Genomic DNA, 26319 nt, shown 5'->3' with positions numbered 1-26319 from the left:
GCTACGCTCACGGAAGCGGCATAACCGAAACGACACCGTGTCCACGATTCGGGGTCAAGGCCCAAGTTTGCTTCCCGGGCACCGAGCTTCATGGCAGCACCGAGGAAGTATCCCCGATGAACTTCGGGACAGTGCCACGAGGATGGCCATGGGCGCGCGACGGGATCCGGCGACGCCGATCGGCTGGCTGAGTTGGAGAAGGAAGTGCGTGAGCTTCGCCGGGCGAACGCGATCCTGCGATCGGCCGCGGTTTTTTCGCAGCGGAGCTCGACCGCCCACAGAGATGATCGTGACGTTCATCGACCAGCACAAGCACGAGTTCGGCGCCGAACCGGTCTGCCGCACGCTCACCGCAGCGGGCACCCAGATCGCGCCGAGCACCTACCCACGCGTTCACGTCCCGCCCGCCCTCGAAGCGGGCACTGCGCGACGAGGAACTGCTGGTCGATATCCGGCGCGTGCACGCGAAAAATTTTGGGGTCTACGGCGCGAAGAAGCTCCACGCCCAACTGCGCCGGGAAGGGGTCGGGGTGGCGCGTTGCACGGTCGATTCACGCCACACCTGTTACAGCGACGACGGCGTCTCGACCCATCAACGTCGCCGGTCAGTACATCTCGTGAGGCTCGTCCCACGCGCCAGGTGACACGCCCGGGTCTCTGAGGCGCCAGTGGTTGCGTCAGCTCGTCTCACCATGCGACCTCGCCTTTTTGCCACTCACGCATACGCCCTACCGTTCCCTCATGACCACCCCGCCCGATTCCGCCCCGCCTCTCCGCTACAGCCACGGCCACCAGCCAGCGGTCCTCGCCTCCCACGGAACGCGGACGGCCGCGACCAGCTGCGCCTACTTCCTCGACCGCCTGCGCCCCGGAATGCGAATTCTGGACCTGGGGTGCGGCCCCGGTTCAATCACCCTGGACCTGGCGGAGCTCGTGGGCCCCACCGGGCAGGTGGTCGGCGTCGACTTCTCCGAGGACGCCGTCGCCGCGGCACGTGAGAACGCGCGGAGGCGGGCGGACACGACCACCACGTTCCTCGCCTCCGACCTTTTCACCGTGGACGTCGAGACCGGTTCCTTCGACGTGGTCCACGCCCACCAGGTGCTCCAGCACGTTCCCGACCCCGTGGCGGCGCTGCGCGCGATGGCTATGCACTGCGCCGAGGACGGAATCATCGCGTGCCGCGACGCCGACTACGGCGCCATGGTCTGGCACCCCGAGAGCGCGGGTCTCGACCGTTGGCGGGAGACGTACTGCGCGAGCGCCCGGGCTCTGGGCGGCGAACCGGATGCCGGGCGGCGGCTGCGGGCCTGGGCGCACGAGGCCGGGCTCGACGTCGAGACCGCCCAGTCCTCCACATGGACCTACGCGACCCCCGAGTCGACGCGCTGGTGGGGCGATTCCCAGGCCGAGCGCGTCCGCACCTCGGGTTTCGCCGACCGAGCGCGGGAAGAGGGCCTCTCCCCCGACGAGGTCGAGCAGATCGCCTTCGCCTGGCACGACTGGGGCCACTCCCCCGACGCCTGGTTCTGCATGCCCCACGGGGAGGTCATCGCCCGCCCCGACTTCGCAGCACGATGCACAAGGGTCTGACCACCCTCAGCGAGCCGCGGACAGCGGGGTTCTCATGGCTCCAGTCGTGGTGGGCACGTTGCGTGAGCGAAACACACTCTCGCGGCGGGGCCTGTCCAGGCGATTCAGGACCTGTCATTCGAGCTGCCGAACGATGGGCACGAGACAGTCGATCTCGCCCTCACGTCGGTAACTCTCAGTCGAGGGCCGGGTGGGGTCGTGCTCCGCCTGCCCAAAGAGGACGTCGAATGCTTCGCCGATCTGTCCGTAGACCTCTGGCACGTCGCCCCGCAGACGGAGCCTCAGGTAGGCACCACCCGGAATGGTTGTCTCGTCCAGGTCTAGAGGGTTGTCGACGTCACGCTCCACACGGACTGAGCACATTCGGTAGACATGCCGTCCGCCGTAGAGGAGTCCCAGCATGCGCCGCCCCTTGAGGGAGTCGAAACCGTGCTCAAATTCGGGTCATCCAGCCCGGATGTTTGAAAGGTTTAAGGGGACATCCCGACTCAGCGCCGGAAGATCTTCAAGGGTAACCACATCGATCCGGCCCAGGGCATGGCGAGTTGGACAGTTGCTCATGTGAGAGGTCTAGCCGAGATTTTGGCAAGTTTCCAAGCACTCCCGGCAGACGAGTGGCGTCAAGGGCAGTTTTTCCGAGCGGAACTGTCGGGGTGTCCCGCGGCCCGTTTCGATGGTGGCGATGCGAAGGGTGGCCACCGGGGTGTGGAGAGCGCCCCGGAGGCAATGTGATCGGCCAGCCGTTCTTCAACGAACCGCCCGGCATGACACCACTCCGCGCCTCACACAGGCCGGACACGGCGCCGTCGGGAGACGCACACCCCCCGCCAAGGGTGGGCGCCTCGATCACGCACTGCCGGCACAGACCGGCGCGGGTGGTCCTACGACTCGCAGCCGCAGGACTGCTCCTGCTCCCCCGCGCAGCAGTTGCCCTTGGCGGGAGCGGGGACGCCCAGGACCGGCGAGCGGTCGAAGAAGCTCTCGGGGCGCAGCCTGTGCGCGACCGGGTGGCCCAGGCGATTGGTGTGCTCGACGCTGGAGACGACCCAGGTGCGGCCCACGGCCGCGTCGGCGTCCCGCACGGCCTCCCTCTCGGTGGCCAGCACGGTGCACTTGCGCGTGAACGCGTTGCCGCGCGGGCTCACGTCCGAGGACAGGGACACGCGCACGGCGTCTTCCTCCTCTTCCAGGCGGCAGGGGCCGCCGTCGAGCGCGACGTCCAGGCGCGCCGAGAACACGTGCTGGCGGAACGGCCCACCCAACCTCGGTGCGATCTCGCGCGGCTCACCGCGTCCCGTGACCACCACGGGCGAGAGGTGGGTGATCTCGCCGGCAGTCGCAGCCGAGCTCCAGCGAGTTGGCCCACTGGCCCACCAGGTACTCCCCGGTGTCGAAGTAGTTCTGCCAGGAGCGCACCTGGGATGGATCACCGTAGGGCACCATCATCTCCGCGATGGCCGCGCGGTCCAGGATGCGGCGCTTCTGCCCCTTGTCCTCGAACGCGATGCTGTGCAGCACCAGCCCCTCGCGCATGTCGAAGCCCACGTCCAGGCTCCACTTCTCCCACTCCATGTGGTTGCGGCCGGTCACCGTGAAGGACGGGCCCTCCGGCTGGATGATCTCGATGGGCTTCTGGGTGGTGCACGGGGCCCGATCAGCTCCGGGTCCGAGTATTCGCCGTGCTCCTCCGGGACGGGCACCAGCTCGGGGTCCAGCACCTGGTCCACCATGTGGCTGGTGACGTCCACGCGGGCTTGTGATCCTCCTTCTGCAGGAACGGGAGGCCGCGCAGCATGCGCCGCCCCTTCTCCTCCGGGTACTCGAACACGCCCGCGGACAGTGGTGCCACCCGGACCTTCTCCACAGGCAGGCCGCGGCGCTCCAGCGCGGCGAGCCAGCGCTTGTCGGTCGAGTGGGTCTGCTCGACCATCTCGAACTCCTCCTCCAGCACCGGTGGCGGGCCGGTCACGTAGCCTGCTGGGATGCGCTCGCTCCGCCCGCTTCCCGCCCGCCCCGACGACCACGACGACGGGCCACCGCCCGAGAGCCGCTACCAGCACCTAGACGACAAGGCCGTGCGCGCGTCCGCGGCCGCCCTGCAGCGCAGGATCTACTCCCGCTTCCCCCAGCGCAGCCTGTGGGAGGTCTGCGGTGAGCTGATCGCCCTGGTGGACGAGGTCACCGAGGGTGGCGGCATCAGCCGGCACCGGATCCGCACCGCCCGCGCCCTGTCCCGGCTGGGCGTCCTGGCGGTGCTGCTCGTCTTCGGCACCGCCATCACCCTGGCGGCGCTGAGCATCTGGGCGGACCCGGATGCCCTCGGCCCGGTGGACTGGCTACCCCTGCTGGAGACGGTGGTCAACGACCTCGTCTTCGCGGGCATCGCCATCTTCTTCCTGCTCGCGGTGCCGCAACGCCTGGAGCGCGCCCGCGTGCTGCGCGTGGTGCACCGGTTGCGCTCGCTCGCCCACGTGATTGACATGCACCAGCTCGTGAAGGTCCCGGAGCGCCTGCCCGCCGCCAGGGTCTACACCGAGGACGCGCGGGAGGACGAACCGGCACTGACGCGCGCACAGATGACCCAGTACCTGGACTACTGCACGGAGATGCTCTCGCTCGTGGGCAAGACCGCCGCACTGTTCGCAGAGGACACCACGGACGCAGACGTGCTGGACGCCGTGGAGGGCATCGAGGCCCTCACGTCGGACATGGCGCGGAAGGTGTGGCAGAAGATCGCGATCATCCAGGAGCAGGGCGGCTGACCACCCACCGCGCGGGGGTGCCCGCCCCGCCGTGAAGACCCGCAGAGCGGGGAGCACCGCACAGGCCACGAGGCCCGCGACCGAGGAGCGGACCCCGAAGCCCGGGACGCACGCCAGCAGCACCATCAGACCGATGGTGGGTGCCCCCTCTCCGATGCCCGCGGCCTCGAGCACGGGACGCCCGAATCGAGGCAGCGGGCCGCGGGTCAGTGCAAGGCCCAGGGAAAGGACGAGCACGAGGGCTCACCGTGGCCACCGCCGTGAGGCCCAGGTGCCGCCAGCAGGCGGCGAGGAACTGCTCGGGGCGCCGGTACAGAAACTCCTCCACGGGCCTGTCCCCTCTCTGCTCGACACATCCAGACCCGTGGACCAGGGCTCGGACGAGTGGTCAGGTTCGGTTGGCCGCCCGAGGGGCGACGTGGTGATTGCCCATCACAAGGTGGCTGCTTGTTGACGGTGCGTCCACATTTCTACCCGGATGTACTTGCGGCAGTAACTATTTCCCAGGTAATGTGTTGAGTATTCCGGCGGCCTCCCGGGCCGTCCCCCGACAAGGAAGTGGTTCCCGTGTCCCTGCTCATCCAGCGCCCCGATCCCCGCAGCCTGCGCCGCCGTCCGGCGGACGACCTGCTCTCCGACGGCACCACCATGGGTGCCGTGGAGCTGCTCGTGAAGGACCTGGACGGGATGATCGCCTACTACTCCACCGGCGTGACCCTGGACGTCCTGCAGCACTCCGGGGACACCGCCGTACTGGGCCACGACGGCCGCGTGGTCCTGCGCCTGCGCCGCGTCACGGACCTGCCATCCTGGCGCCCGAACCAGGCGGGCCTGTTCCACACCGCCGTGCTCTTCGACGACGACGCCGCCCTGGCCCGCGCGCTCGCCTCGACGGCCCGTTTCGCACCGGGCACCTTCACGGGCTCCGCGGACCACCTCTACAGCCAGGCGTTCTACTTCACGGACCCCGAGGGCAACGGCGTGGAGCTCTACGCGGACCGCCCCCGGGAGACCTGGCAGCGCGAGGCGAACGGCCTGCTCAGCCTGGCCTCCAACTATCTGGACCCGAACGAGTTCCTGCGCACGAATCTGTCCCGGGAGGCGCCACAGCCAACCACGGCACCGGCCTCCACGCTGGGTCACGTCCACCTGCAGGTGGGCGACATTCCCACCGGGCGCGAGTTCTACGTGGACACGCTCGGCTTCGAGGTGATGAGCGACGCCGGGTCCGCCCTGTTCATCTCTGCGGGCGGCTACCACCACCACATCGCTCTGAACACGTGGAACAGCGCGGGCGCCGGTCCGCGCGCCGCGTCCCTGGGCCTGGGCCAGGTCAACATCGACCTCCCCACCGGCGAGGACATCGCCGCACTGGAGGAGCGCCTCACGGACCACCGCGTGGCCACCCGCCACGACGGCGCCGTGCTGCGCTTCGAGGACCCCTGGGGCACGCTCATCCAGGTCGCGCAGGCCCCCGCGCCGGGCGTCGCCTGACACTGCCCGCCCCGTCATGTCGGCTTGCTACAGTCGCCAGGGAAAAGGCCCCGACCGGCCACCACACCACCGCAGGAGGTTCTCATGAGCCAGCACGCACCCACCACCGCACGGATCGCCGGGATCGAGCAGGAGATCTTCCGGCTGAACCTGGGCGGGAACACGTTCGGGTGGACGAGCGACGAGCAGCAGTCCTTCGACGTCCTGGACACCTTCGTGGCCGCGGGCGGAAACTTCGTGGACACCGCCGACATGTACTCCGTGTGGGCCGAGGGCCACGAGGGCGGGGAGTCCGAGACGGTTCTGGGGCGCTGGTTCGCGGCGCGCGGCAACCGTGACTCCGTGGTGCTCGCGACCAAGACCGGTGCGCACCCGCAGTTCCGCGGCCTGGCTCACGACACCGTGGTGGCTTCTCTCGAGGCGTCCCTCGATCGGTTGCAGACCGGCTACGTGGACCTCTACTACGCACACTATGACGACGCGGACACGCCCATCGAGCAGCAAGTGGAAACCTTTCACGAGCTCGTGGACTCCGGGCGCGTGCACGCAGTAGGGCTGTCCAACTACTCGCCGCAGCGCATGCGCGAGTTCTTCACGGTGGCCCGCGAGCGCGGCTTGGCGGTGCCCGCGGCCATCCAGCCGCAGTACAACTTGGTGCACCGCCGCGATTTCGAGCGGGACTACGCCGCGATCGCCCAGGAGTACGACGCTGCCGTGTTCCCCTACTTCTCCCTGGCCTCCGGCTTCCTCACGGGCAAGTACCGCACCACCGAGGACCTCGAAGGAGCGGCCCGCGAGCAGATGGCCCGGGAGTACGTCTCCCCCGAGGGTTTCGCGGTTGTGGAGGAACTGGTCGCCGTGGCGGACAGGCACCGCGCCGAGCCGGCCACCGTGGCCCTCGCTTGGCTGCTCGCCAAGGGCGTCACCGCACCCATTGCTTCCGCATCCTCCGCCGCGCAGCTGTCCTCGCTGGTGGCGGCGCCCGCACTGCACCTGGGCGCGGACGACATCGCCGCGCTGGACCGGGTGTCGCAGCCCTTTGCGTGAGGGGACGCTGGGTGCACGCAGCAGACGCCGCGCGGCGGCGTCATGATCGTGTCGCTGACAGCGGAACCGGCGGGGACACCCTTGCCAGGGAAAGTGCCGCGGTGCCACAGTGGAACCACCAACCGAGAGAAAGGATTCTCGACAATGGCTGAACTATCCGGCAAGAAGATTCTCGTTCTGGTGACCAACCAGGGCGTGGAGCAGGACGAGTTGAAGGTGCCCCTGGAGAAGTTGCGGGCTGACGGGGCGGAGGTTACGGTGGCCGCCCCCGAGACCGGCGAGGTGAAGTCCCTCGTGGGCGACTGGGACCGGGGGGAGACTTTCCCCGTGGACCAGACCATCTCCAGCGTCAACGAGTCCGAGTACGACCTGCTGCTGCTGCCCGGCGGGACCCTCAACGCAGACGCCCTGCGCTTGGACCAGGACGCGCAGAAGACCGCCAAGGCCTTCGCGTCCTCCGGCCGCCCAGTGGCCGCCTTGTGCCACGGCCCGTGGCTGCTCGTGGAGACCGGCCTGGTGGACGGAAAGACCCTGACGTCCTACCCGTCGGTGAAGACGGACATCGTCAACGCCGGCGGCAACTGGGTGGACCAGGAGGTCAAGGTGTGCCCCGCTAAGGAGTGGACCCTGATCACCTCCCGCAACCCCGGTGACCTGGACGCGTTCGTGGGCGCCATCGAGGACCAGCTCACGGCCTGATCCCCACGCTCACACCGCACCACGTCGGCGGGCCCCACCACCCTGGTGGGGCCCGCCGTTCTCGTGTGTCAGCCTGCTGGTTCCTGCCGCCCGGCGTCGCCCAGCGGGGTGGCCGGCCGAGGGGCGCGCGACCGGCGCGGCCGCTCAGCAGCCGTGGGCGGTCAGCGGCCCAGCACGTTCCTCAGCGCGCCGAGAATGAGCGTCACCGACTCGGGGCACGCGTTCGGACCCATGAGTCCGATGCGCCACACGGTGTTCGCGTACTCCTTCACCCCGGGGCCGATCTCGATGTTGTAGGTCTCCAGCAGCTCCCTGCGGACGGCTGCGGAGTCCACTGCCTCGGGAACCTTCACGGTGGTCAGCTCCGGCAGACGGTACCCCTCCCGGGCGAACAGCTCCAGGCCCATCTCCTGCAGACCGTCCTGCAGCGCACGGCCAGCGGCATCGTGACGGGCGCGGACGGCGTCGAGTCCCTCCGCCAGGACGCGGCGCAGACCAGCCTCCAGGGAGGCGACCATCGCCACCGGCGCGGTGTGGTGGTACGTGCGGGTGGCCCCGGAGGCCTCCCCCACGTAGCCGCCGAGCATGCCCAGGTCCAGGTACCACGAGCGGGGCTTCTCCACACGGCGCTCCCAGGCGCGGTCCGACACGGTGAACGGAGCCAGACCGGGAGCCACGCCCAGGCACTTCTGGGTGCCGGCGTAGCCGATGTCGATCCCCCACTCGTCCGCCTTCAGCTCGATGCCGCCGATGGAGGTCACGGCATCCACGAGGAGCAGCGCATCCCCCTTGAGCGCGCCGAGAGCGGCGATGTCCGAGCGCACACCCGTGGAGGTCTCCGCGTGCACGGCGGCGATGATCTTGGGTGAGGGGTGCGCGGCGGCCACCTTCTGGGCGTCCACGGGCTCACCGAAGGGAAAGTCCACGCGGGTGACCTCGGCGCCGCAACGGGCAGCGACATCGCACATGCGCTCCCCGAACAGGCCGTTGACCGCGATCACCACGGGATCCCCCGGGTTCACGAAGTTCACGAACGCCGCCTCCATACCAGCGGAACCGGTGGCCGAGAGCGGGAGCGTGCGGCGGTTCTCGGTGCCCCACACCGTCCGGAGACCGTCGCAGGCGCTGTCCATGACGGCGAGGAACTGGGGGTCCAGGTGACCGAGCAGCGGACGGGCCAGCGCCTCGGTGGCCTCCGGGTACGGGTTGGTGGGGCCTGGGCCGAACAGGTGGCGGACGGTGAGGATGTCGCTCATGGAAGGGTCTCCTGACTGCGCCATCCGAACTCGCGTCCTCGCGGGGCGGTGTCCGCGGGAGCACCGGCGGACGGCGGCGCGCGTTGGTGTGCGGGGCCGCCTCCAGCGTAGAGCCAGATCACACCCGGCGCGATCCGCGCGCGCGCAGATGCAGGCGCTGCACGTCTGCCGTCATTCCAGGCTCACCCGCAGACCGGCAAGATATTGCCTTCTGGACTCCGCGGCGACCTCGAACTCGTCCGAGGTGGCCTATCGGCAGGATGCTGCCGCTCTGGGCAGGAAGGTCAGTGCGAGCACCACGGCCGCCACGATCAACCCCGCGATGCACAGCACCGCCCCGTTCCACCCCGCGGCGGTGAAAGGGACGCCCACCGCGTAGCCGAGCACCGACGATCCCCCGTAGTAGAGCAGGGTGTACAGCGAGGACGCCTGGGCGCGCCCCTCCGTGGCGAGGGCGGGAACCCACCCGTTGGCCACGGAGTGCGCCGCGAAGAACCCGGCCGTGAACACGAGCAGCCCCGCCACAATCACGGGCAGCCACGGCACGGCGGTGAGCAGCAGACCCGTGAGCATGACCAGTGCGGAGCCGAGCAGCACGGGGCGGCGTCCGAACCGCCCCGCGAGGCCGCCGGCCCGTGCAGAGGACCACGTGCCGGAGAGGTACGCCAGGAACAGCACGGACACCACACTCTGGGGCACGCCGAACGGCGCCTCGCCCAGGTGGAAGCCGATGTAGTTGTAGACGGCCACGAACCCGCCCATGAGCAGGAAGCCCTGCAGGTAGAGCGTGAGCAGCCGCCGGTCCCGGAGGTTGAGCCACAGGTGGGAGAGCAGTCCCTGCTCACCCGTGAGCCGCACCGGTTGGGGCGTGAACCCGCGCTGCCGTGGCGCGAGCACGATGAACACCACCGCAGCCGCAGCGGCGAGCAGGGCAACGACGGACGTGCCCACCCGCCAACCGAAGAAGTCCGCGAGGGGTGCGGCGACGATCCGCCCGAACAGTCCGCCCAGGCTGGTCCCGGAGATGTAGGTCCCGGCGGCCACTGCGCCGTAGCGGGGGCTGACCTCCTCCGCGAGATAGGCCATGGCCACCGCCGGGATGCCGCCCAGGGCCATGCCCTCCACAAACCGCAGGGCCACCAACGCCTCGAACGTGGGCATGAACCCCATGAGCACGCCCAGGCACGTGGCCGCCACGACGGCGATCACCATGGCCCGCAGCCGCCCCCACCGGTCCGAGACGAGCGACCACGGGATCACTCCCACCGCGAGCCCCAGCGTGGCCGCAGAGACGGCGAGCGCGGACTGGGCGGCGTCCACGTGCAGGTCCTCGGCCATGATGGGAAGCACGCCCTGCACCGAGTACAGCTGCGCGAACGTGGCCACGCCCGCGCACAGCAGCGCCACAAGGATGCGCCGATAGCCCGAGCTCCCCCTGTCGTAGCCCTCCCACGCCCTGCGTGACGATCCCATACCCGGGTGCACCTCCTGCTGCGACTGTCCTGCCCGGGCAGCTGCGTCTTCCCGGGCCCGGCCGTACCATTCGTGCACGACCTCGGCCAGGGTACGCCCGGTGCGCGCCCGGGCCCGGGCCACTCCCACGCGAGGTTTCCGTGCGGCGCCGTGCAGGAGTCACGCGGAAGCGGCGGCACCGCCCCGGACACGACGACGCCCGCGTCCTCCCTGGGGAGGACGCGGGCGAACGGTCATTCTGGCGCGGGGCACACCGCTCCGCGCAGTGTCAGGAGCCGGCGACGGTGGAGGCAAGCCGCTCGAGGGACTCCTCCAGAACCTTCTCGCCGAAGAGCGGGAAGCTGATCTTCTTCGTCACCTTGGGGTTGGCGTGCTCCCACGAGTAGGTGAGGGTCACGGTGGTGGAGTCCGAGCCCTCGGGCTGCAGCTCGTACACCCATTCCCAGCCGTTGTCCTCCACGGTGGTGCCCTCGGGGCAGGGCTTCCACGCGATGAGCTTGTTGGGGTCAAGACCGGTGACGTGGTTCTCCGTCTTGTAGTCCCCACCCATCATCTCGGCGTGCATGTTCATCACGAAGACGTCGCCGACGTTCTGGATGCGCTGGTCCGTGCCGGAGACGACGGTTCCGGAGGCGTCCAGGCTGGGGTGCTTGGCGGGCAGTGTCAAGACCTCGAAGATCTCCTCCGCCGGGGCGTCGATGACACGGCTGACGGTAATGCTCTTCTCGCTCACGAGGTACCTCCTGTGGTGGTGACGTGTCTCTGTTCCGTTTCAGAGTAGCCAGGACCGGGGCTGGGTGTTCAAGTGTTTTTGCGGTGGGCGAAGAACCTCGCGCCGTTCGGGCGGCCTGCTGGCTCGGGCCGCGGTGGCTGCGCGGGCCCCGGCCGCGGCGCCTTCTCCGGCTGACCGGCCAGCTGTGCGAGGCCCAGCAGGTGGTGGGCGAACCCGAGCTCGGCGCGACCCTCGAACCGCGCGGAGGTGATGGCCCGGATCCGGTCCGTGGCCTCGATACGCGCTCCCGTCCGGTGCAGCGCGGCCACGAGTGCCTCATCCTCGCTGCACTCCAGTGGCGGAAAGCCCCCGGCGCGTTCGTAGCACGCCGCACGAACCCCCATGCTGGCGGCATGGATGTGCGGGTGGCCCTCCGCAAGCGTGTGCTCCCGCTGCCACAGGCGGTACACGGCCACCGGGCACTCCGAGGGGTCCGGTTCCACGGTGCCGAGGACCACGTCCACCCCGTGCGCCGCACGCCCCAGCTGGTGCGTCAGCCAGTGCGCGGGCACGGCGGTGTCCGCGTCCGTGGACGCGATCCACTCCGGCCGACTGTTCGCCAGGGCCCACGACGCCGCGGCCGCCCGGGCCCCGCCCGCGCTGCGCCACGTCCCCGTCACCACCTTTAGCCGCGCTACCTCTGCAGCCAGTCCCGACGCCGCCCACGCGGTCCTCGCGCGTTCCACCGTGCGATCGGTGCACGCGTCCGCGGCGAGCACCACCGTCACGTGGAGCGGCGTGGACACGACGGGTGCGGCGGGAGGCGACGGCTGGGCGCCGGCGAGCGGCGCGGCGGCGGCGTTGCCCGGTCCCGCAGGCTCCGGTGTCGCAGAGCTGGGCAGGGGTGTGGATCGCGACGGCGTCCCCGTCATGCCGGTCACGGCGCAGGCCGACGCGATGGCCGCGGCCACCGACGTGATGCACCGCCCCACGCGCTGCTCCTCGTTGCAGGCCGGGACGACCACGGCCACCCGGTGGATCACGGCTCGTCCCGAGGCACGAGGTCGAAGATCTCCAGTTCGAAGTCCCGCTCGCGATGGCTGACCACGCGCCTCAGCTCCGGGCGGCGGCGGGCCTCACGGTGCACGTCCGCACCGTCCAGCGGCCAGTCCGCGATGGGGTGGCGCCAGTGGCACAGCACCAGGTGCCCGTCCGGTCGCAGAGCGGCCACGCAACGCCCGAGCAGCTCGTGCCACTGCGCGGGAGAGCAGAAGTAGCCCATCTCGCTCACGACCACCAGATCCCGGCCGGTCCAGTCCTCACGCCAGTCCGCGGGCAGCACGGCGTGGACGAGCTCGACGTTCTCGAGGTCCTCCTCCGCGAGCCGGGCGCGGGCCGCGCGCAGGGCGACGTCGCTCGCGTCCACCGCGGTCACGGCACCCGCCCGCTGGGCGAGCTCCGCCGTGAGCGCGCCCGTGGAGCAGCCGATGTCGAGCACGCGGTCGTAGTGCTGCCAGGGCAGGCTCGCGAGCAGCACATCTCGCTTGCGCCGCTCGTACCAGGAGGTGTCCACGCCCCAGGGGTCCGCGGTGGCCGTGTGCACGCGGTCGAAGACCGCGCTCTGGTCCGGGGTCGCCACCACGAAGAACTCGGCCGGGCGCTCGAAGTGCGCCAGCACGTGCTCGCCCAGCAGCACTTCGTCCCCGGGACGGTCCGAGAGGGGGCGCACCTGGGTCACGTGGTGGTCGAGGGCGGCGCGCTTGGCGGCACGGTCGACGTCGCCGAGCGGCACCCGCACGAGGCCGCGCGGCAGACGCGTGGGCGAGCCCCAGTGCCACAGCCACACCGGGAACTGGACGCAGCGCACACCTCGCGCTCCGGCGGCGAGCGCCACGGTGCGGCCCAGGGTGTCGTGGTCCGTGTGGCCGTCCTGCTCCCACGTGGAGAGCACCAGGGGCTTCCGGCCCTGCTCCGCCCACGCGACGTGCTCCGCCACCGGGACGCGCAGCTGCTCCTCCGTGAGCGAGCCGTCCGAGAGGTCCAGGAAGTGGGGGGCGGCGTCCGGGCCCACGAGCGTGCGCAGGGCGGCCACCATCTCCTCGCGCCGGACCTCGGCCAGCTCGTGCGAGGCGTACGTGGTGGAGTCCGGGTGCGAGTTCTCCCCGAGCGTGGCCACCACCACGCGGACGTCCGCCCCGGCCCGCGCCAGCCGGTGGACGGTACCGCCCGCTCCGAGGGTCTCGTCGTCCGGGTGGGCGGCGAAGACGACGACGCGGTCCACCCCGGCCAGGTCCAGTTCCGGGGCGCGGTACAGGGCGCCGCAGCGGGCCCACTGCGCCTCCGGAGTGCCGGGATCCCGGTGGTCGAAGCTCACCACGGGGTGTCCTCCTCCCCCAGCTCGAGCAGTGTACGGCCGAGGGCGGCGGTGTCCCTCTCCGCGTGGTCCTGGCGGATGTAGACCTGCAGGGACTCCACACGCCGAATGTGCGCCGGGTCCCCGGTGAGCGGGCCCGGTCCCGTGGCGCGGGAGACCACGCGGATCACCGTCTCGGCGGCGTCGGCCACGGTGCGGCGCACGCGCAGGGCCCAGGCGGCACCGTTGTCCCCGGCGGCGTCGCCTGCGTCCACGGCCGCCGCGGCCTCCTCCAGGACCGCGCGAGCCGCCCCGAGCGTGAGGTCCAGCTGCCCGAGGGCGGTGTGGGCGGCGGCGTCCACGGGGCGGCGGGGGTGGCGCATCTGGCGCCACAGCAGGTCCGCAACCGACTGCGCGCCCCCCAGCCAGATGGCGGCCACGCCCATGCCACCCCACGCGAAACCGGGGCGCGTGAGGTACCACTCGTCCACCCCGAGGGGCTCGGCGGGGACCTGCTCGAAGGTCACGGGAACGGTCACGACCTCCGCAAGGCCGTGCGAGGTCCACTGCGTCACCCGCGCGGGCCGGAAGCCCGGGTGGTCGGTGGCGACGACGTACGCGCGGCGGTGCCCGGTGGGCTCACCGTGCTCGTCGGTCACGTGGGCCGTGACGACGGCGCGGGTAACGGAGTCCGCGAGCGAGCACCATGGTTTCGAGCCGGTGAGGGTCCAGGTGGTGCCCGGCTCGTCGCTCGCACCGGGTGACGACGTCCGCGCCGTTCCCCCACTCCCGTCGCCCCCCAGGACCGGCGCGCTGCTCTGCCCCGGGGCACTGCCGGAACCGGGCGGCGTCGGCGTGGCCAGCAGGGGTTCCCCCGGACCCTCGGCAGCCCACACGGCCCAGGTGTCGTGGTCGCTGACGAGGTCCACGCGGCCGGCCTGCCGCAGGATCGCAACGGCGTCCAGGTGGGGCTCGATGATGCGCGCGCACGCCAGATCGGTGCGCCCGAGACCGCTCAGTGAGCGCCACAGCTCGGCCGTGCGCCCCTCCCCCGGGGCGGGCAGCCGACACCCGAGCTCGCGGGCCCGGTCCAGGGCGTGGTCGACGAAGGCACGCACGGCCTGCGGATCGGGGACCGCGGCGGGCGGAAATGGGAGTTCTGCATGCACGGACACAAACATCAGCCTACGTGCAGTGATGGGCGTCTCCACCGCACCCCGCCGGGGGTGGGACGGGTCCTACGATGAAGACACACGACGGAAAGGCGCACCCATGTTCACGGTCGACCCCCACACCGCCACCCCGGTGTACGAGCAGCTCGTGGAGTGCGTGCTGCGGGACGTCTCCACCGGCGAGCTCGTGGTGGGCGACCGCCTCCCGCCGGTGCGTGCGCTCGCCTCCGAGCTCGGGCTCTCCGCCGGGACTGTGGCCAAGGCGTACCGGGAAATGGAGACCCGAGGGATCATCGAGACGCGCGGGCGACAGGGAACCTTCATCGCGCAGGGCCGCGACGAGCGGAACGACGCCGCGGCGCGCGCCGTCGTCGACTACCTCGCGGTGGTCGCGGACCGCCTGCACTACTCGCCGCAGGAGTGCGTGGCGCTCGTGGAGCGCGCGCTGGACCGCCGCGCCCAGGGCTGACCGCCCCTGTGGCCGCCCGGAGTACCCGGGGCCCGATGCCCCGAGCTGCCCCTGTGCGGGGCTGACTGCGCCAGGGACTGCACCGCGGCAGGTGCCCCGTGCCGCCCGTGGCCGGAACGACGTCGCCCTGCCATCCACCGGTCACGGTGTCCAGCAGGGCGAGGCGCGGTCTGCAGTCGTGCGGGTGGCTCAGTCCTCCCGGTCCCGCCCGCCGTGGCGCACCACGAGCGAGAGCAGCAGCGCCGCGAGGCAGAACACGGCCAGGAGCATGAGGCCTACGAAGTAGGAGTTGTTCTCCGGGTCGTAGGTGGCGCCCATGACCAGCGGCGGGAAGTAGCCGCCCAGACCACCGGCCGCGGCGATCACGCCGCCCACGGTGCCCACGTTCGCCGCCGGCGTCGCCCGGCCCACCCACGCGAACACGCCGCCGGTGCCGAGGCCCAGGAACAGTGCCATGAGCAGGAACAGCGGACCGTACACGTGCTCGCCGCTGGGCTGGAACGCCACGAGCACCGCGCACACGATGGTCCCGGCCAGGGACAGCAGCGTGATGACCTTGGGCCCGAGCTTGTCCGCGAGGGTGCCGCCCACGGGGCGGGCGATCACGGCCGCGACCGCGAAGCCCGCGGTGCGGGTGCCGGCGGCGGTGGGGTCGTACGAGTAGACGTTGGCGAGGTACGTGGGCAGGTAGTTGGAGAACGCCACGAACGCGCCGAAGACCACGGCGTAGAGGAAGCACAGCTGCCACGTGACCTTGAGCTTGAACGCCGCCTTCAGCTTCGGCACCACCGGCTCCACGGGGACGCCCGCGCGCGCCGGGGAGTCACGCAGCATGAGCCAGCACAGCACCGCGCTGACGGCCACGATCGCGGCGATGATCACGTGCGTCGTGAAGTACCCGGTGGCCGCCACGAGCCGCGGGGTGAAGAACGCGGAGACCGCGGTGCCCACCATGCCGGCACCGAACACGCCCGTGGCGAAGCCCTTGCGGTGGGACTCGTACCACGCGGAGCAGAACGGGATGCCGATCGCGAAGACCGTGCCCGCGATGCCCAGGAAGAACGCGACCACCACCAGCAGCGGGAAGTTGTGCATTCCCCCCACCACGCCGGTGAGCAGCACGAGCGGCGCGGTGACCCCCAGGATCACCGTGAACATCAGCCGCCCGCCGAACTTGTCCGTGAGCGCCCCCACGGGCACGCGGGCGATCGAGCCCACGAAGATGGGCATGGCCACCAGGATAGCCGTCTGCCCCGGGCTCAGGTGCATCTCCGTGGCGTAGCGCTTGGACAGCGGCCCGATCACGGTCCACGCCCAGAACCCCACGGTGGAGGCCAGGGTGGCCAGCACGAGGTTCCTGAGCTGGCCCTGCTTCAGGTTCGGTGTCGCCGCGGCGACGGGGGCGGTGGACATGGTTCTCCTCGGTGGGTGCGGCGGGACAGGGCGGGTGTGGTGCTACTTGGCGCGCGTGGAACCGGAGTGCTCGCGCGGAGGGCGCGTGCGACGTCGTGAGCCCGCGCGGTCCTGGGTGCCGATGGGCTCCCAGCCGCGGCGGATGTCCACCGAGCCCGCGCGGGGCGAGTCCCCCCGGGAGCGGTAGACGATGTACGGGCGGAAGAGGTAGTGCAGGGGCGCGGTGAACGCGTGCACCAGGCGGGTGAAGGGCCACACGGCGAACAGCGCCATGCCCCACAGCACGTGCACGTGGAAGCTCGTGGACGCGGCGGCCATGGCGCCCACGTCCGGCTGCAGGATCCACAGCGAGCGGAACCACGGGGAGACCGTCTCGCGGTAGTCCACGGTGGAGGGGTCGAACACGGAGAGCACCGTGGTGGCGAGCCCTGCCAGCAGGGCGCCCACGAGCATCACGTACATGAACTTGTCGTTGTTGGTGGTGGCCATGAACACGGGACCGGTCAGACGGCGGCGCACGATCAGCAGCACCAGGCCCACCAGGGTGCCCACACCGGCCACCGAGCCGATGGACAGCGCCAGGAAGTGGTACGCGTGCTCGGACATGCCCACGGCCTCGGTCCAGGACTTGGGGATCACCAGGCCCATGATGTGTCCCGCCAGCACGGCCAGGATGCCGAAGTGGAACAGCGGGGACGCGATGCGCAGCAGACGGGACTCGTAGAGCTGCGAGGAGCGGGTGGTCCACCCGAACTGGTCGTACTTGTAGCGCCAGATCAGCCCGCCCACCAGGGTCAGCATGACCACGTACGGCAGGACTCCCCAGAGCAGGATGTCGATCACGTTCACGGGTTTCCTCCGGTCATGGGCAGCAGGCGGGGGTCGTAGGCGTCCAGGCCCACTTCCTCGGTGGGCGGGCCGTAGCCGGCCATCCGGGCCACGGCAGACTCGTCCTCGGGCGAGGGCCCGGGCAGGGTGGAGCAGATCAGCTCCACCGCGCAGGCCTGGGGCAGCTCGTCCCGGACCAGCGCCAGGCGCAGCAGCTCCAGGGACGGGCGGTAGCGCTGCAGCAGCTCGAAGCCGTCCTCCGCGGAGACGCGCGCGGCGAACTCGAGCACCACGGGCAGGTGGTCCGGCAGCTCCTCATCGCCGAACTCGCAGCCGTGGGAGCGGTAGACCTGCTTGAACGCGGACAGCGCCTCGCCGCGGCGTCGGGTGTCCCCGTCCGTCCAGTAGGTCAGGTGCAGGCTGTGGCGGCGGGAGAGGTCGAACTCCTGGACGTACTCGCCCTGGATCTCCCGCAGGTCCGGCCCGCGCAGCCATGCGGTCAGCGGCGCGATCCGCTGCGGGTCCACGCCCACCTCTTCGAGCGCACTCTCCAGCAGCGGCAGCTGCGCCACGAGCTCCGGGCTCGGGTAGCTCAGCAGTAACCCGGCGCACTGGCGCACCACCGCGGAGCGCTGCGGCGTGCGGTCACGGTAGCCGGGGACCTCCACGGTGCCCTTGCCAGGCTTGCCCAGCAGGTTCGCGAGCAGGCCCATCACCGCGCCCCGTCCGCGCCGGCAGTCCCCTGGTCCGGACGGGAGCCGGGGTTCGACGACGTCGCCGCGAGGCTCGCCGCATCCTCCCCGGCCTCCGAACCCTGCCCGATCCGGGCGGGGAACAGGCCGGAGGGTGTGCCGTTGCCGTCCCAGTTCAGCAGGTTCACACGCCCGGCCAGCTGGTCGTTGCCCGTGGGGTCCTCCCCACGCTGGCGGGCCTTGAGCGCCGCGAAGTTCTCCACCGCCACGGGGGCGGGGCGCCCGGAGGCCTCCCCGAACACGCCGGTCTGGCCCATCCCGGGGCCGCCGTCCACGTCCAGGGAGCAGCCGATCTCCTCCAGGTTGTGGGCGTCCTCCACGTGGGCGGCGGGGATCACGTAGCGCTCGTCGTACTTGGCGATCGCCATGAGCCGGTACATCTGCTTGATCTGCGCACCGGTCATGCCCACCGCCTCCGCGATGCTCTCGTCCGGCTCGTCCCCGAGCGTGATGTCCCGCATGTACGCCCGCATGGCCGCGAGCTTGCGCAGCACGTCCGTGATCAGCTCGGTGTCCCCCGCGGTGAACAGCTCCGCGAGGTACTCCACCGGGATCCGCAGGGACTCGATCGCCCCGAAGAGGTTCTCCGGGTCCTCGCCGTCGTGGCCCTGTTCCTTGAGGAGGTCCACGATGGGCGAGAGCGGCGGCACGTACCAGACCATGGGCATGGTGCGGTACTCCGGATGCAGCGGCAGCGCCACCCGCAGGGTCTTGGCGAGCGCGTACACCGGCGACTTGCGGGCGGCGTCCAGCCAGTCCTCGGGGATCCCGTCACGCCGGGCGGCCTCGATGACCTCGGGGTCGTTCGGGTCCAGCATGAGGTCCAGCTGCGCCTCGTACAGGTCCTGCTCGTTCGGGGTCGCGGCCGCCTGGGTGACCTTGTCGGCGTCGTACAGGAAGATGCCGATGTAGCGCATGCGGCCCACGCACGTCTCCGCGCACACGGTGGGGATGCCCACCTCGATGCGGGGGTAGCAGAACGTGCACTTCTCGGCCTTGCCGGACTTGTGGTTGTAGTAGATCTTCTTGTACGGGCAGCCGGTGATGCACTGGCGCCAGCCGCGGCAGCGGTCCTGGTCCACCAGCACGATCCCGTCCTCGGTGCGCTTGTAGATGGCACCGGAGGGGCACGAGGCCATGCAGGAGGGGTTGAGGCAGTGCTCGCACAGCCGCGGCAGGTAGAACATGAACGTCTGCTCGAACTCGAACTTGATGCGGTCGTTCGCGTCCTTGCGCAGCTTCTCCACCACGGGGTCCAGGTGACCCATCTCGGTGGCGCCGCCGAGGTCGTCGTCCCAGTTCGCGGACCACTCGATCTTGGTGTCCTTGCCCGTGATCAGGGACTTGGGGCGCGCCACGGGGAAGTCGTCGCTCGCCGGAGCGTTGACCAGGTTCTCGTAGTCGTACGTCCACGGCTCGTAGTAGTCCTTCAGCTCCGGCTGCACCGGGGACGCGAAGAGCTGGGCCAGCTTCTTGAGCCGCCCGCCGGACTTAAGCTTGAGATTGCCCCGCTTGTTGAGCTCCCAGCCGCCCTTCCATCGGTCCTGGTCCTCGTAGCGGCGCGGGTAGCCCTGCCCGGGGCGGGTCTCCACGTTGTTGAACCACACGTACTCGGTGCCCGCCCGGTTGGTCCACGCCTGCTTGCACGTGACGGAGCACGTGTGGCAGCCGATGCACTTGTCCAGGGTCATCACCATGGCAACTTGCGACATCACACGCATCAGTACTGAACCTCCTGGGAACGTTTGCGGACCACGGAGACGATGTCCCGCTGGTTTCCGGTGGGCCCCATGTAGTTGAAGGCCCAGGACAGGTGGGCGTAGCCACCGATCATGTGGGTGGGTTTCACGAGGATGCGCGTCACGGAGTTGTGGATGCCGCCGCGCTTGCCCGTGGTCTCGGACTTGGGGACGTCGATCGTGCGCTCCTGCGCGTGGTGGACGTAGACGACGCCGGGCGGCATGCGGTGGGAGACCACGGCGCGTCCCACGAACACACCGTTGGTGTTCACGCACTCCACCCACTCGTTGTCCGAGACCTCGATGGCCTGGGCGTCCTGCGGCGCCATCCACACCGTGGTGCCGCCGCGCGAGAGCGAGAGCATGAACAGGTTGTCCTGGTACTCGGAGTGGATGGACCACTTGTTGTGCGGGGTCAGGTACCGCACGGCGATGGACAGCTCCCCCTTGTCGCCGAGCTGCGGCTCGCCGAAGAGCCGGTGCATGTCCAGCGGCGGGCGGTAGACGGGGAGCATCTCTCCCATGTCCTTGAGCCAGTCGTGGTCCAGGAAGAAGTGCATCCGCCCGGTCAGGGTGTGGAACGGCTTGAGGCGCTCGATGTTCACGGTGAACGGCGCGTACCGGCGCCCACCGGTCTCGGAGCCGGACCACTCCGGGGAGGTGATCACGGGCACCGGTGCCTGCTGGGTCTCCTTGAAGGTGATGAGCTTCTCCTCGGAGCCGCGGGCGAGGTCCGCCAGCGGCTTGCCCACCCGCTTCTCGAGGGTCTCGAAGCCCTGCGTGGCCAGCGCGCCGTTGGTGGTGCCGGACAGGCTCAGGATGGCCTCGGCCATGCGGGCGTCCGAGTCCAGGGCGGGCCTGCCCTCCGCCGCACCGGAGTCGAAGACGCCGTGCTGGCGGCCCAGCCGGTCCACCGTGGCGGAGACGTCGAACGTCACGTTCTTGGTGGTCAGCCCGAGCTTGTCCGCGAGCGGGCCGAGGGCCACAAACTTGTCCCCGATCGCCGTGTAGTCCCGCTCCACGATCTTCATGGGCGGCAGGTTCTTGCCCGGCACCGCGGGGATGTCCGTGCCCTTCCAGTCAGGGACGTGACCGCCCGGCTGGGCGATCTCCCCGGGGGTGTCGTGCTGCAGCGCGGTGGCCACCACGTCCTTGCGGGTGTCCAGGTGGCCCACCGAGAGCCGGCTGACCTCGTCCGAGAGCAGCTGGAACAGCTTCCAGTCCGTCTTGGCCTCCCACGGCGGGGTGATCGCCGGGGTGAAGGCGTGCACGTACGGGTGCATGTCCGTGGAGGAGAGGTCGTACTTCTCGTACCACGTGGCCGCGGGGAAGACGACGTCGCTGAGCAGCGTGGAGGACGTCATGCGGAAGTCCGCGGAAACCAAGAGGTCGAGCTTCCCCTCGGGAGCTTCGTCGCGCCAGCGCACGTCGTGCGGCTTGGACTCCGCGTGGTCCTGCCCCTGAACGCTGTTGCTGGTCCCGAGCAGGTGCTTGAGGAAGTACTCCTCGCCCTTCGCGGAGGAGCCGAACAGGTTGGAGCGCCACAGCACGAGCGTGCGCGGCCAGTTCTCCGGGGCGTCCGGGTCCTCGACCGCGAAGTTCAGCTCCCCGCTCTTGAGCTTCTGCGCGATCCACTCGGGTTCCGACGCCGCCTCGCCGCGTTCCACACCCGCGATCGCCGCGTCCGCGACGTCCAGCGAGTTCTCGTGGAACTGCGGGTAGAACGGCATCCACCCCAGGCGGGTGGACTGTGCCACGACGTCCGCCGTGTGCATGTTCTTCAGGTGGCCCTCGGCCAGCGGGGACTGCAGCGAGTCCGACGAGTAGCCGTCCGAGCGCCACTGGTCCGTGTGCATGTACCAGAACGCGGTGCCGATCATGAACCGCGGCGGGCGCACCCAGTCGTTCGCGGAGGCCATGGCGGCCCAGCCCGTGATGGGCCGCGCCTTCTCCTGGCCCACGTAGTGCGCCCAGCCACCGCCGTTGCGGCCCTGGCAGCCGCACAGCATGAGCATCGCGAGGATCGCCCGGTAGGTGGTGTCACCGTGGTACCACTGGCAGATGCCCGCGCCCAGGATGATCATGGACCGGCCGTGGGACTTCTCCGCGTTGGCAGCGAACTCCCGTGCCGTGCGGATCACGGCCTCCGCAGGGACGGAGGTGACCTCCTCCTGCCACGCGGGGGTGTAGGGGGTGGCGGCGTCGTCGAGGCCCGCGGACCACTCACCGGGCAGGCCGTCGCGGCCCACGCCGTACTGCGCGAGCATGATGTCGAAGACCGTGGTGACCGTGCGCCCGGCCACCGTGGTGGTGGGAACGCCGCGGTGGATCACGGAGCCCACACCCGTGGGGTCCGTGAACGCGGGCAGCTCCACGGTGCTGACCCCGCCCTCGTAGCCCGCGGAGTCCGCCACGGACAGCGCCGGCAGGGTGTCCCCCAGGTCCAGGTTCCAGCGGCCCTCGTCCTGCTCGTTGTAGCGGAAGCCCATCGAGCCGTTGGGCACCACCGGGCGGTGGGTGTGCCGGTCCAGCAGCACCGTCTTGAACGCGGGGTCGGCCTGCCCAGCGGCGTCGTCGTCCCCCGCGGCCGCGAGGTCCTCGGCCGTCACGAACTTGTCCGGGACCACCGTGCCGTCCGCCCGCTGGTCCAGCGAGACCAGGAACGGGAGGTCCGTGTACTGCAGGACGTACTCCTCGAAGAACCGCACCCGGCGGTCCACGAAGTTCTCCTTGAGGATCACGTGGCCCATGGCCATCGCGAGCGCGGCGTCCGTGCCGGCCTGCGCGGGCAGCCACTCGTCCGCGAACTTGGTGTTGTCCGCGTAGTCCGGGCTCACCGAGACCACCTTGGTGCCGCGGTAGCGGACCTCCGCGAGCCAGTGGGCGTCCGGGGTGCGGGTCACCGGGATGTTCGAGCCCCACATCATGAGGTAGGTGGCGTCCCACCAGTCCCCGGACTCCGGGACGTCCGTCTGGTCCCCGAAGACCTGCGGGGAGGCCACGGGCAGGTCCGCGTACCAGTCGTAGAAGCTGTTCATGACCCCGCCGATGAGGTTGATGAACCGCGCACCCGCCGCGTGGGAGACCATCGACATGGCGGGGATCGGCGAGAAGCCGGTGCAGCGGTCCGGGCCGTACGCGGCGATCGTGTGCACGTGCGCGGCCGCGGTCATCTCCACGGCCTCCTGCCACGAGGCGCGCACCAACCCGCCCTTGCCGCGGGCCTGCTGGAACTCACGACGCTTGACGGGGTCGTTGACGATCGACTCCCACGCGAGCACCGGATCGTGGTGGAGCTGCTTGGCCTCGCGGTACATCTGCAACAGCACGCCCCGGATGTACGGGTAGCGCACGCGGGTGGGCGAGTAGGTGTACCACGAGAACGCCGCACCGCGCGGGCACCCGCGGGGCTCGTACTCGGGGCGGTCCGGACCCACGGAGGGGTAGTCCGTCTCCTGCGCCTCCCACGTGATGATGCCGTCCTTGACGTACACCTTCCACGAGCACGACCCCGTGCAGTTCACACCGTGGGTGGAGCGCACCACCTTGTCGTGACTCCAGCGGTTGCGGTAGAAGGCGTCACCCGCGCGACCACCCTCACGGAAGACGGCGCGGCCGTCCGGCGTCTCCTCCTACCGGGAGAAGAAACGTCCCATTTTCAAGAGCGCGTCGGATGCCGGTCCGTCGATCCCGGCCGTGGTCTGGGTGGTAGCCATACCCGAATGCTAAGCCCTTTTGGCATCGCGGCTGCGGATTAAATCGGGCGTGGCGATGCTCCCTAATTAGCGCTCTGACCTGCGGAAATACCACACACTTAGGTGACCTAATCGTCCGCCCGAACCGTGTTCGACCTGGTCCGGGCGGCATCTCGGGCCCGGCCGCGCGCCCGCTCAACCCGCGCGGACGCCGTCGGACCGCTCCCGCCGCCGCCCCTAGACTGGTGTCTCATGAAGTCGATCGTCGCGCCCCTCCTGCTCGTGGTCACCGCGGCCGTCCAGGCCATGGGGGTCTACCCGTACGTCCAGGACGGCATCACGCTCGCCGGGCAGCTGCTGTTCCCCATCCTCTTCGCGCTGGGCGCCGCCTACCTCGCGCGCAAGGGCCGCCCCGGCGTCTTCGGCACGGCCCACCTGCTGGTGACGATCCTCGCCGCGGTCCTGCTGGTGCTCTCCCTGGTGGGCATGAGCCAGCGGATCCCCTCGCTGTACCCCACGATGATCCTGTACTACATCGCGTTCGTCCTGCTGGCCGTCGAGTGCGGGCTGCGGATCGCGGGCCTGCCCAAGAAGCCGCGCCCCGCGGACGAGGACCTCGAGCTCGACGACGCCGAGTCCACCCTCTGAGCCGTGGTCACCCCCGGCTCCGGTTCCGTTCCCGGTTCCCTGCCAGACCCCGCGTCAGAACGGGCCTGGCACGACGCCGCTGACGCCGGCACAGGGGACGACGGAGCAGCAGACAGTGCCCCCGGCGTCGAGATCCTCACGCGCTTCGACAGCATCGTGGTGGCCGGCGGCCGCTCCTCCCGGCTGGGCGGGACGCCCAAGGCCGGACTCCCGCTGCGGGGCTCCACGCTGCTGGCGCACACCGTCGAGTCTGTGCGCCCGTTCGGCACCGTGGTGGTCGTGGGGCCGGAGGACCAGCCGCTGCCCGAGGACGTGCTGCGCACCCGTGAGGACCCGCCCTTCTCCGGCCCGGCGGCGGCGATCGCGGCCGGAGCCGCAAGTCTCTCCCCCGTGGCCGCACGCGCTGCCTGGACCGCGGTGCTGGCGTGCGACATGCCCTTCGTGGACCGCGCCCTGCCGGCGCTGCGCGCGGAGGCGGCCAGGGCGGCGTCGTCGACGTCCTCCTCGGACGGAATGATCGCCGTCTCCGCCGAGGGGCGCCGCGAGAACCTGGCCGTACTGGTGCGCACGGAAGCCCTGGACCGCGCGCTCGACGCCGCGCCCACGACCGACGCGCCAGTGCGCTCCGTCTGGCGGCACCTGGACCTGACCGAGACGCCGGTGCCGGAGGACAGCACCGCGGACGTGGACACGTGGGATGATGTTCACAGGCTCGATCTGCACTGAATCAGCACGCTGAGGAGACATGATGCCCGGCCTTCCGCACCCGCACGACCCCGCCGCCCGCGAGGAGCACGAGCAGCACGGGGCCCACCAGGACACCGCCGCCCCCACCGTGAACTGGGCGCAGTGGGACGAGGCCCGGCGCATCGCCTACGGGCTCCCCCAGACGCTGCCCGAGATCCTGCTGCCGCTCGCGCAGTGCCAGGACGAGATCCTCGCCGAGTCCGTGACCGCCGAGATGCCCGTGCCGCACTACGCCTCCGCCGCCGCGGACGGCTGGGCCGTGGCCGGGGACGGCCCGTGGCGCATCCGCACCCCGCAGCCCGCAGAGACCGACGAGCGCCTGCTGCTGACCCTGCCCCCGGAGAAGCGGATGCTGCCCGTGGTGGAGATCGCGGCGGGCGAGGCCACCCACGTGAACACCGGCGACGCCGTCCCCTTCGGCACCACCGCGCTGCTGGAGGCCCACCGGGGGCACGTGGTCCCCGCGGACCCCTCCGCGGAGGTGCCGGCCGGCACCGAGCACGGCCGCAAGGCGGAGGAGGGAGACACCCTCGAGGACGCCACCCCCGCCGCTCCCCTGGTGAAGAACCAGGACGTGCGCGCCGTGGGCGAGGAGATCGAGCAGGGGGACCTGCTGCTGCGCGCCGGGCGCAAGCTCAACCCCGTGCACCTGGGACTCGCCGCGAGCGCCGGGCACGACATGCTCCCGGTACGACGCCGCCCGCGCGTCACCGTGCTGCTCGGCTTCGCCAACGTGGTGGAGGACGGCATCCCCGGCCCGGGCGAGGTGCGCGACTCCCTCGGCCTGCAGCTGCCCGCCGTGCTGCACGAGCTGGGGGCGAACGTGGACCAGGTCCGTCGCGTGGCCGACGGCGCGCAGGGCACGGTCAACGCGCTGACGGAGTCCCCCATGGGAGCGAACTCGCTCCTGGACGCCCGCGCGGAGATCGTGGTCACCACGGGCGGCACCGGCCACGGCGAGGACGACCACGTCCGCCAGGCGCTCGAGGAGCTGGGCGCACACCTCGTCCTCGACGGTGTGGCCCAGGAGCCCGCGCACGGCGTGATCCTCGCCAAGCTGCCCGACGACGGGCCCGTGGTGCTCGCCCTGCCCGGTTCACCGCTGTCCGCGATGACGGGTCTGCTCACCGTGGGCCACGCCCTGATCTGCGGCGCCACCGGGGACGCCCTGCCCGCCACCCGGCGCGTCACCGCCGGTGCGGCGCTCGGACCCACCGGCAGCACCCGCGTGATCCCCGCCTACCTGCAGGACGGGCGGGTCATCCCCGAGCCCGCGGTGGGCCCGGCGATGCTCTCTGGACTCGCCCACGCGGATGTCCTCCTGGTAGTCCCGGAGGACGGCATGCACGCCGGCCAGGACATGGAGGTCATCCCGCTGCCCTGGCGGGTGTGACCGGCGCGGCGACGTCGTCGCCTCGCCCTGCCGCCGCAGCCGCAGCCGCTGCAAAAACTCAGCACGTGCCATTT

21 protein-coding genes, 2 pseudogenes and 1 other annotated feature are annotated in these 26319 nt (G+C 70.7%); of the genes and pseudogenes, 10 read left to right on the top strand and 13 right to left on the bottom strand.

Going from position 1 to position 26319, the window contains the following annotated elements; genetic code table 11:
• Positions 1 to 245 precede the first annotated feature (245 nt).
• Positions 246 to 376, top strand: a sequence feature (AL1L pseudoknot).
• A gap of 46 nt (positions 377 to 422) precedes the next feature.
• Complete coding sequence (locus FS770_RS14310; RefSeq protein WP_144943299.1) at positions 423 to 644, top strand: IS3 family transposase; 222 nt, start codon at positions 423 to 425, stop codon at positions 642 to 644.
• Between the two features lie 97 nt (positions 645 to 741).
• Positions 742 to 1593 carry a methyltransferase domain-containing protein gene (locus FS770_RS08625; protein ID WP_145011165.1) on the top strand — a complete coding sequence of 284 codons (852 nt, stop codon included), beginning with the start codon at positions 742 to 744 and terminating at the stop codon, positions 1591 to 1593.
• Between the two features lie 114 nt (positions 1594 to 1707).
• Here the strand turns inward: FS770_RS08625 and FS770_RS14090 are convergent, their stop codons facing one another.
• A complete protein-coding gene (locus FS770_RS14090) occupies positions 1708 to 1995 on the bottom strand; it encodes a hypothetical protein (RefSeq protein ID WP_244944836.1) in 288 nt (95 codons plus the stop codon).
• Between the two features lie 479 nt (positions 1996 to 2474).
• Positions 2475 to 3562, bottom strand: a pseudogene (locus FS770_RS08615) (copper amine oxidase); the annotation flags it as partial.
• Between the two features lie 13 nt (positions 3563 to 3575).
• Between FS770_RS08615 and FS770_RS08610 the strand changes: the two are divergent.
• From FS770_RS08610 to FS770_RS08595, 4 genes are all read left to right on the top strand, one after another.
• Positions 3576 to 4355, top strand: a complete 780-nt coding sequence (locus tag FS770_RS08610) for a hypothetical protein (protein ID WP_144943262.1) — start codon at positions 3576 to 3578, stop codon at positions 4353 to 4355.
• A gap of 558 nt (positions 4356 to 4913) precedes the next feature.
• A complete protein-coding gene (locus tag FS770_RS08605; RefSeq protein ID WP_145011162.1) occupies positions 4914 to 5849 on the top strand; it encodes a VOC family protein in 936 nt (311 codons plus the stop codon).
• A gap of 84 nt (positions 5850 to 5933) precedes the next feature.
• Positions 5934 to 6896: an aldo/keto reductase gene (locus tag FS770_RS08600; protein WP_145011159.1), complete on the top strand. Its 963-nt coding sequence runs from the start codon at positions 5934 to 5936 to the stop codon at positions 6894 to 6896.
• A gap of 144 nt (positions 6897 to 7040) precedes the next feature.
• A complete protein-coding gene (locus FS770_RS08595) occupies positions 7041 to 7595 on the top strand; it encodes a type 1 glutamine amidotransferase domain-containing protein (protein ID WP_012399062.1) in 555 nt (184 codons plus the stop codon).
• Positions 7596 to 7756: 161 nt separating this feature from the next.
• Here the strand turns inward: FS770_RS08595 and FS770_RS08590 are convergent, their stop codons facing one another.
• The 6 genes from FS770_RS08590 to FS770_RS08565 form a co-directional block, all read right to left on the bottom strand.
• Positions 7757 to 8851 (bottom strand): pyridoxal-phosphate-dependent aminotransferase family protein, encoded by a 1095-nt coding sequence (locus FS770_RS08590; RefSeq protein ID WP_144943264.1) that lies wholly within the window; start codon positions 8849 to 8851, stop codon positions 7757 to 7759.
• Between the two features lie 249 nt (positions 8852 to 9100).
• A complete protein-coding gene (locus FS770_RS08585) occupies positions 9101 to 10402 on the bottom strand; it encodes an MFS transporter (protein WP_144943265.1) in 1302 nt (433 codons plus the stop codon).
• A 190-nt stretch (positions 10403 to 10592) separates the two neighbouring features.
• A complete protein-coding gene (locus tag FS770_RS08580; protein ID WP_144943266.1) occupies positions 10593 to 11057 on the bottom strand; it encodes an SRPBCC domain-containing protein in 465 nt (154 codons plus the stop codon).
• A gap of 68 nt (positions 11058 to 11125) precedes the next feature.
• Positions 11126 to 12079 (bottom strand): glycosyltransferase family 2 protein, encoded by a 954-nt coding sequence (locus FS770_RS08575; protein WP_144943267.1) that lies wholly within the window; start codon positions 12077 to 12079, stop codon positions 11126 to 11128.
• Complete coding sequence (locus tag FS770_RS08570) at positions 12076 to 13413, bottom strand: PIG-L family deacetylase (protein ID WP_186366735.1); 1338 nt, start codon at positions 13411 to 13413, stop codon at positions 12076 to 12078. The genes FS770_RS08575 and FS770_RS08570 overlap by 4 nt, the downstream gene beginning before the upstream one ends.
• Complete coding sequence (locus tag FS770_RS08565; RefSeq protein WP_186366734.1) at positions 13407 to 14558, bottom strand: acyl-CoA dehydrogenase family protein; 1152 nt, start codon at positions 14556 to 14558, stop codon at positions 13407 to 13409. The genes FS770_RS08570 and FS770_RS08565 overlap by 7 nt, the downstream gene beginning before the upstream one ends.
• A 103-nt stretch (positions 14559 to 14661) precedes the next feature.
• Between FS770_RS08565 and FS770_RS08560 the strand changes: the two genes are divergently transcribed.
• Entirely contained in the window at positions 14662 to 15030 is a 369-nt protein-coding gene (locus FS770_RS08560; protein WP_145011154.1) for a GntR family transcriptional regulator, read from the top strand.
• 189 nt (positions 15031 to 15219) lie between these two features.
• Here FS770_RS08560 and FS770_RS08555 read toward each other — a convergent pair whose 3' ends face one another.
• The 5 genes and pseudogenes from FS770_RS08555 to FS770_RS08535 all read right to left on the bottom strand — a co-directional run bounded on the left by FS770_RS08555 (position 15220) and on the right by FS770_RS08535 (position 23478).
• Positions 15220 to 16443: an MFS transporter gene (locus FS770_RS08555; protein WP_055083596.1), complete on the bottom strand. Its 1224-nt coding sequence runs from the start codon at positions 16441 to 16443 to the stop codon at positions 15220 to 15222.
• 42 nt (positions 16444 to 16485) lie between these two features.
• Entirely contained in the window at positions 16486 to 17292 is an 807-nt protein-coding gene (gene narI / locus FS770_RS08550) for a respiratory nitrate reductase subunit gamma (RefSeq protein ID WP_055083594.1), read from the bottom strand.
• The gene (gene narJ / locus FS770_RS08545; protein ID WP_144943270.1) at positions 17289 to 17984 is read right to left on the bottom strand and encodes a nitrate reductase molybdenum cofactor assembly chaperone; all 696 of its coding nucleotides are present in this window, start codon (positions 17982 to 17984) and stop codon (positions 17289 to 17291) included. The genes narI and narJ overlap by 4 nt, the downstream gene beginning before the upstream one ends.
• Complete coding sequence (narH, locus tag FS770_RS08540) at positions 17984 to 19744, bottom strand: nitrate reductase subunit beta (RefSeq protein WP_145011151.1); 1761 nt, start codon at positions 19742 to 19744, stop codon at positions 17984 to 17986. Before narH ends, narJ begins: the two co-directional genes overlap by 1 nt.
• Positions 19744 to 23478 (bottom strand): annotated as a pseudogene (locus FS770_RS08535) (nitrate reductase subunit alpha). The gene narH and the pseudogene FS770_RS08535 overlap by 1 nt, the downstream one beginning before the upstream one ends.
• Before the next feature lie 231 nt (positions 23479 to 23709).
• On the opposite strand from FS770_RS08535, the gene FS770_RS08530 reads away from it, so the two are divergent.
• Genes FS770_RS08530 through FS770_RS08520 form a run of 3 tightly spaced genes read left to right on the top strand, consistent with a single transcriptional unit; the run spans position 23710 to position 26245 of the window.
• Positions 23710 to 24105 (top strand): hypothetical protein, encoded by a 396-nt coding sequence (locus FS770_RS08530; RefSeq protein ID WP_094393455.1) that lies wholly within the window; start codon positions 23710 to 23712, stop codon positions 24103 to 24105.
• Between the two features lie 3 nt (positions 24106 to 24108).
• Positions 24109 to 24831 carry a molybdenum cofactor guanylyltransferase gene (gene mobA / locus FS770_RS08525; RefSeq protein ID WP_244944835.1) on the top strand — a complete coding sequence of 241 codons (723 nt, stop codon included), beginning with the start codon at positions 24109 to 24111 and terminating at the stop codon, positions 24829 to 24831.
• A 19-nt stretch (positions 24832 to 24850) separates the two neighbouring features.
• Positions 24851 to 26245 (top strand): molybdopterin molybdotransferase MoeA, encoded by a 1395-nt coding sequence (locus FS770_RS08520; RefSeq protein ID WP_244944834.1) that lies wholly within the window; start codon positions 24851 to 24853, stop codon positions 26243 to 26245.
• The last annotated feature ends 74 nt before the right edge of the window (positions 26246 to 26319 follow it).

The organism is Kocuria salsicia (genome assembly GCF_007681555.1).
Classification (GTDB): Bacteria; Actinomycetota; Actinomycetes; order Actinomycetales; family Micrococcaceae; genus Kocuria; species Kocuria salsicia.
The sequence above is the reverse complement of the archived record's forward strand: the minus strand, read 5'-3'. Positions and strand labels throughout refer to the sequence as shown.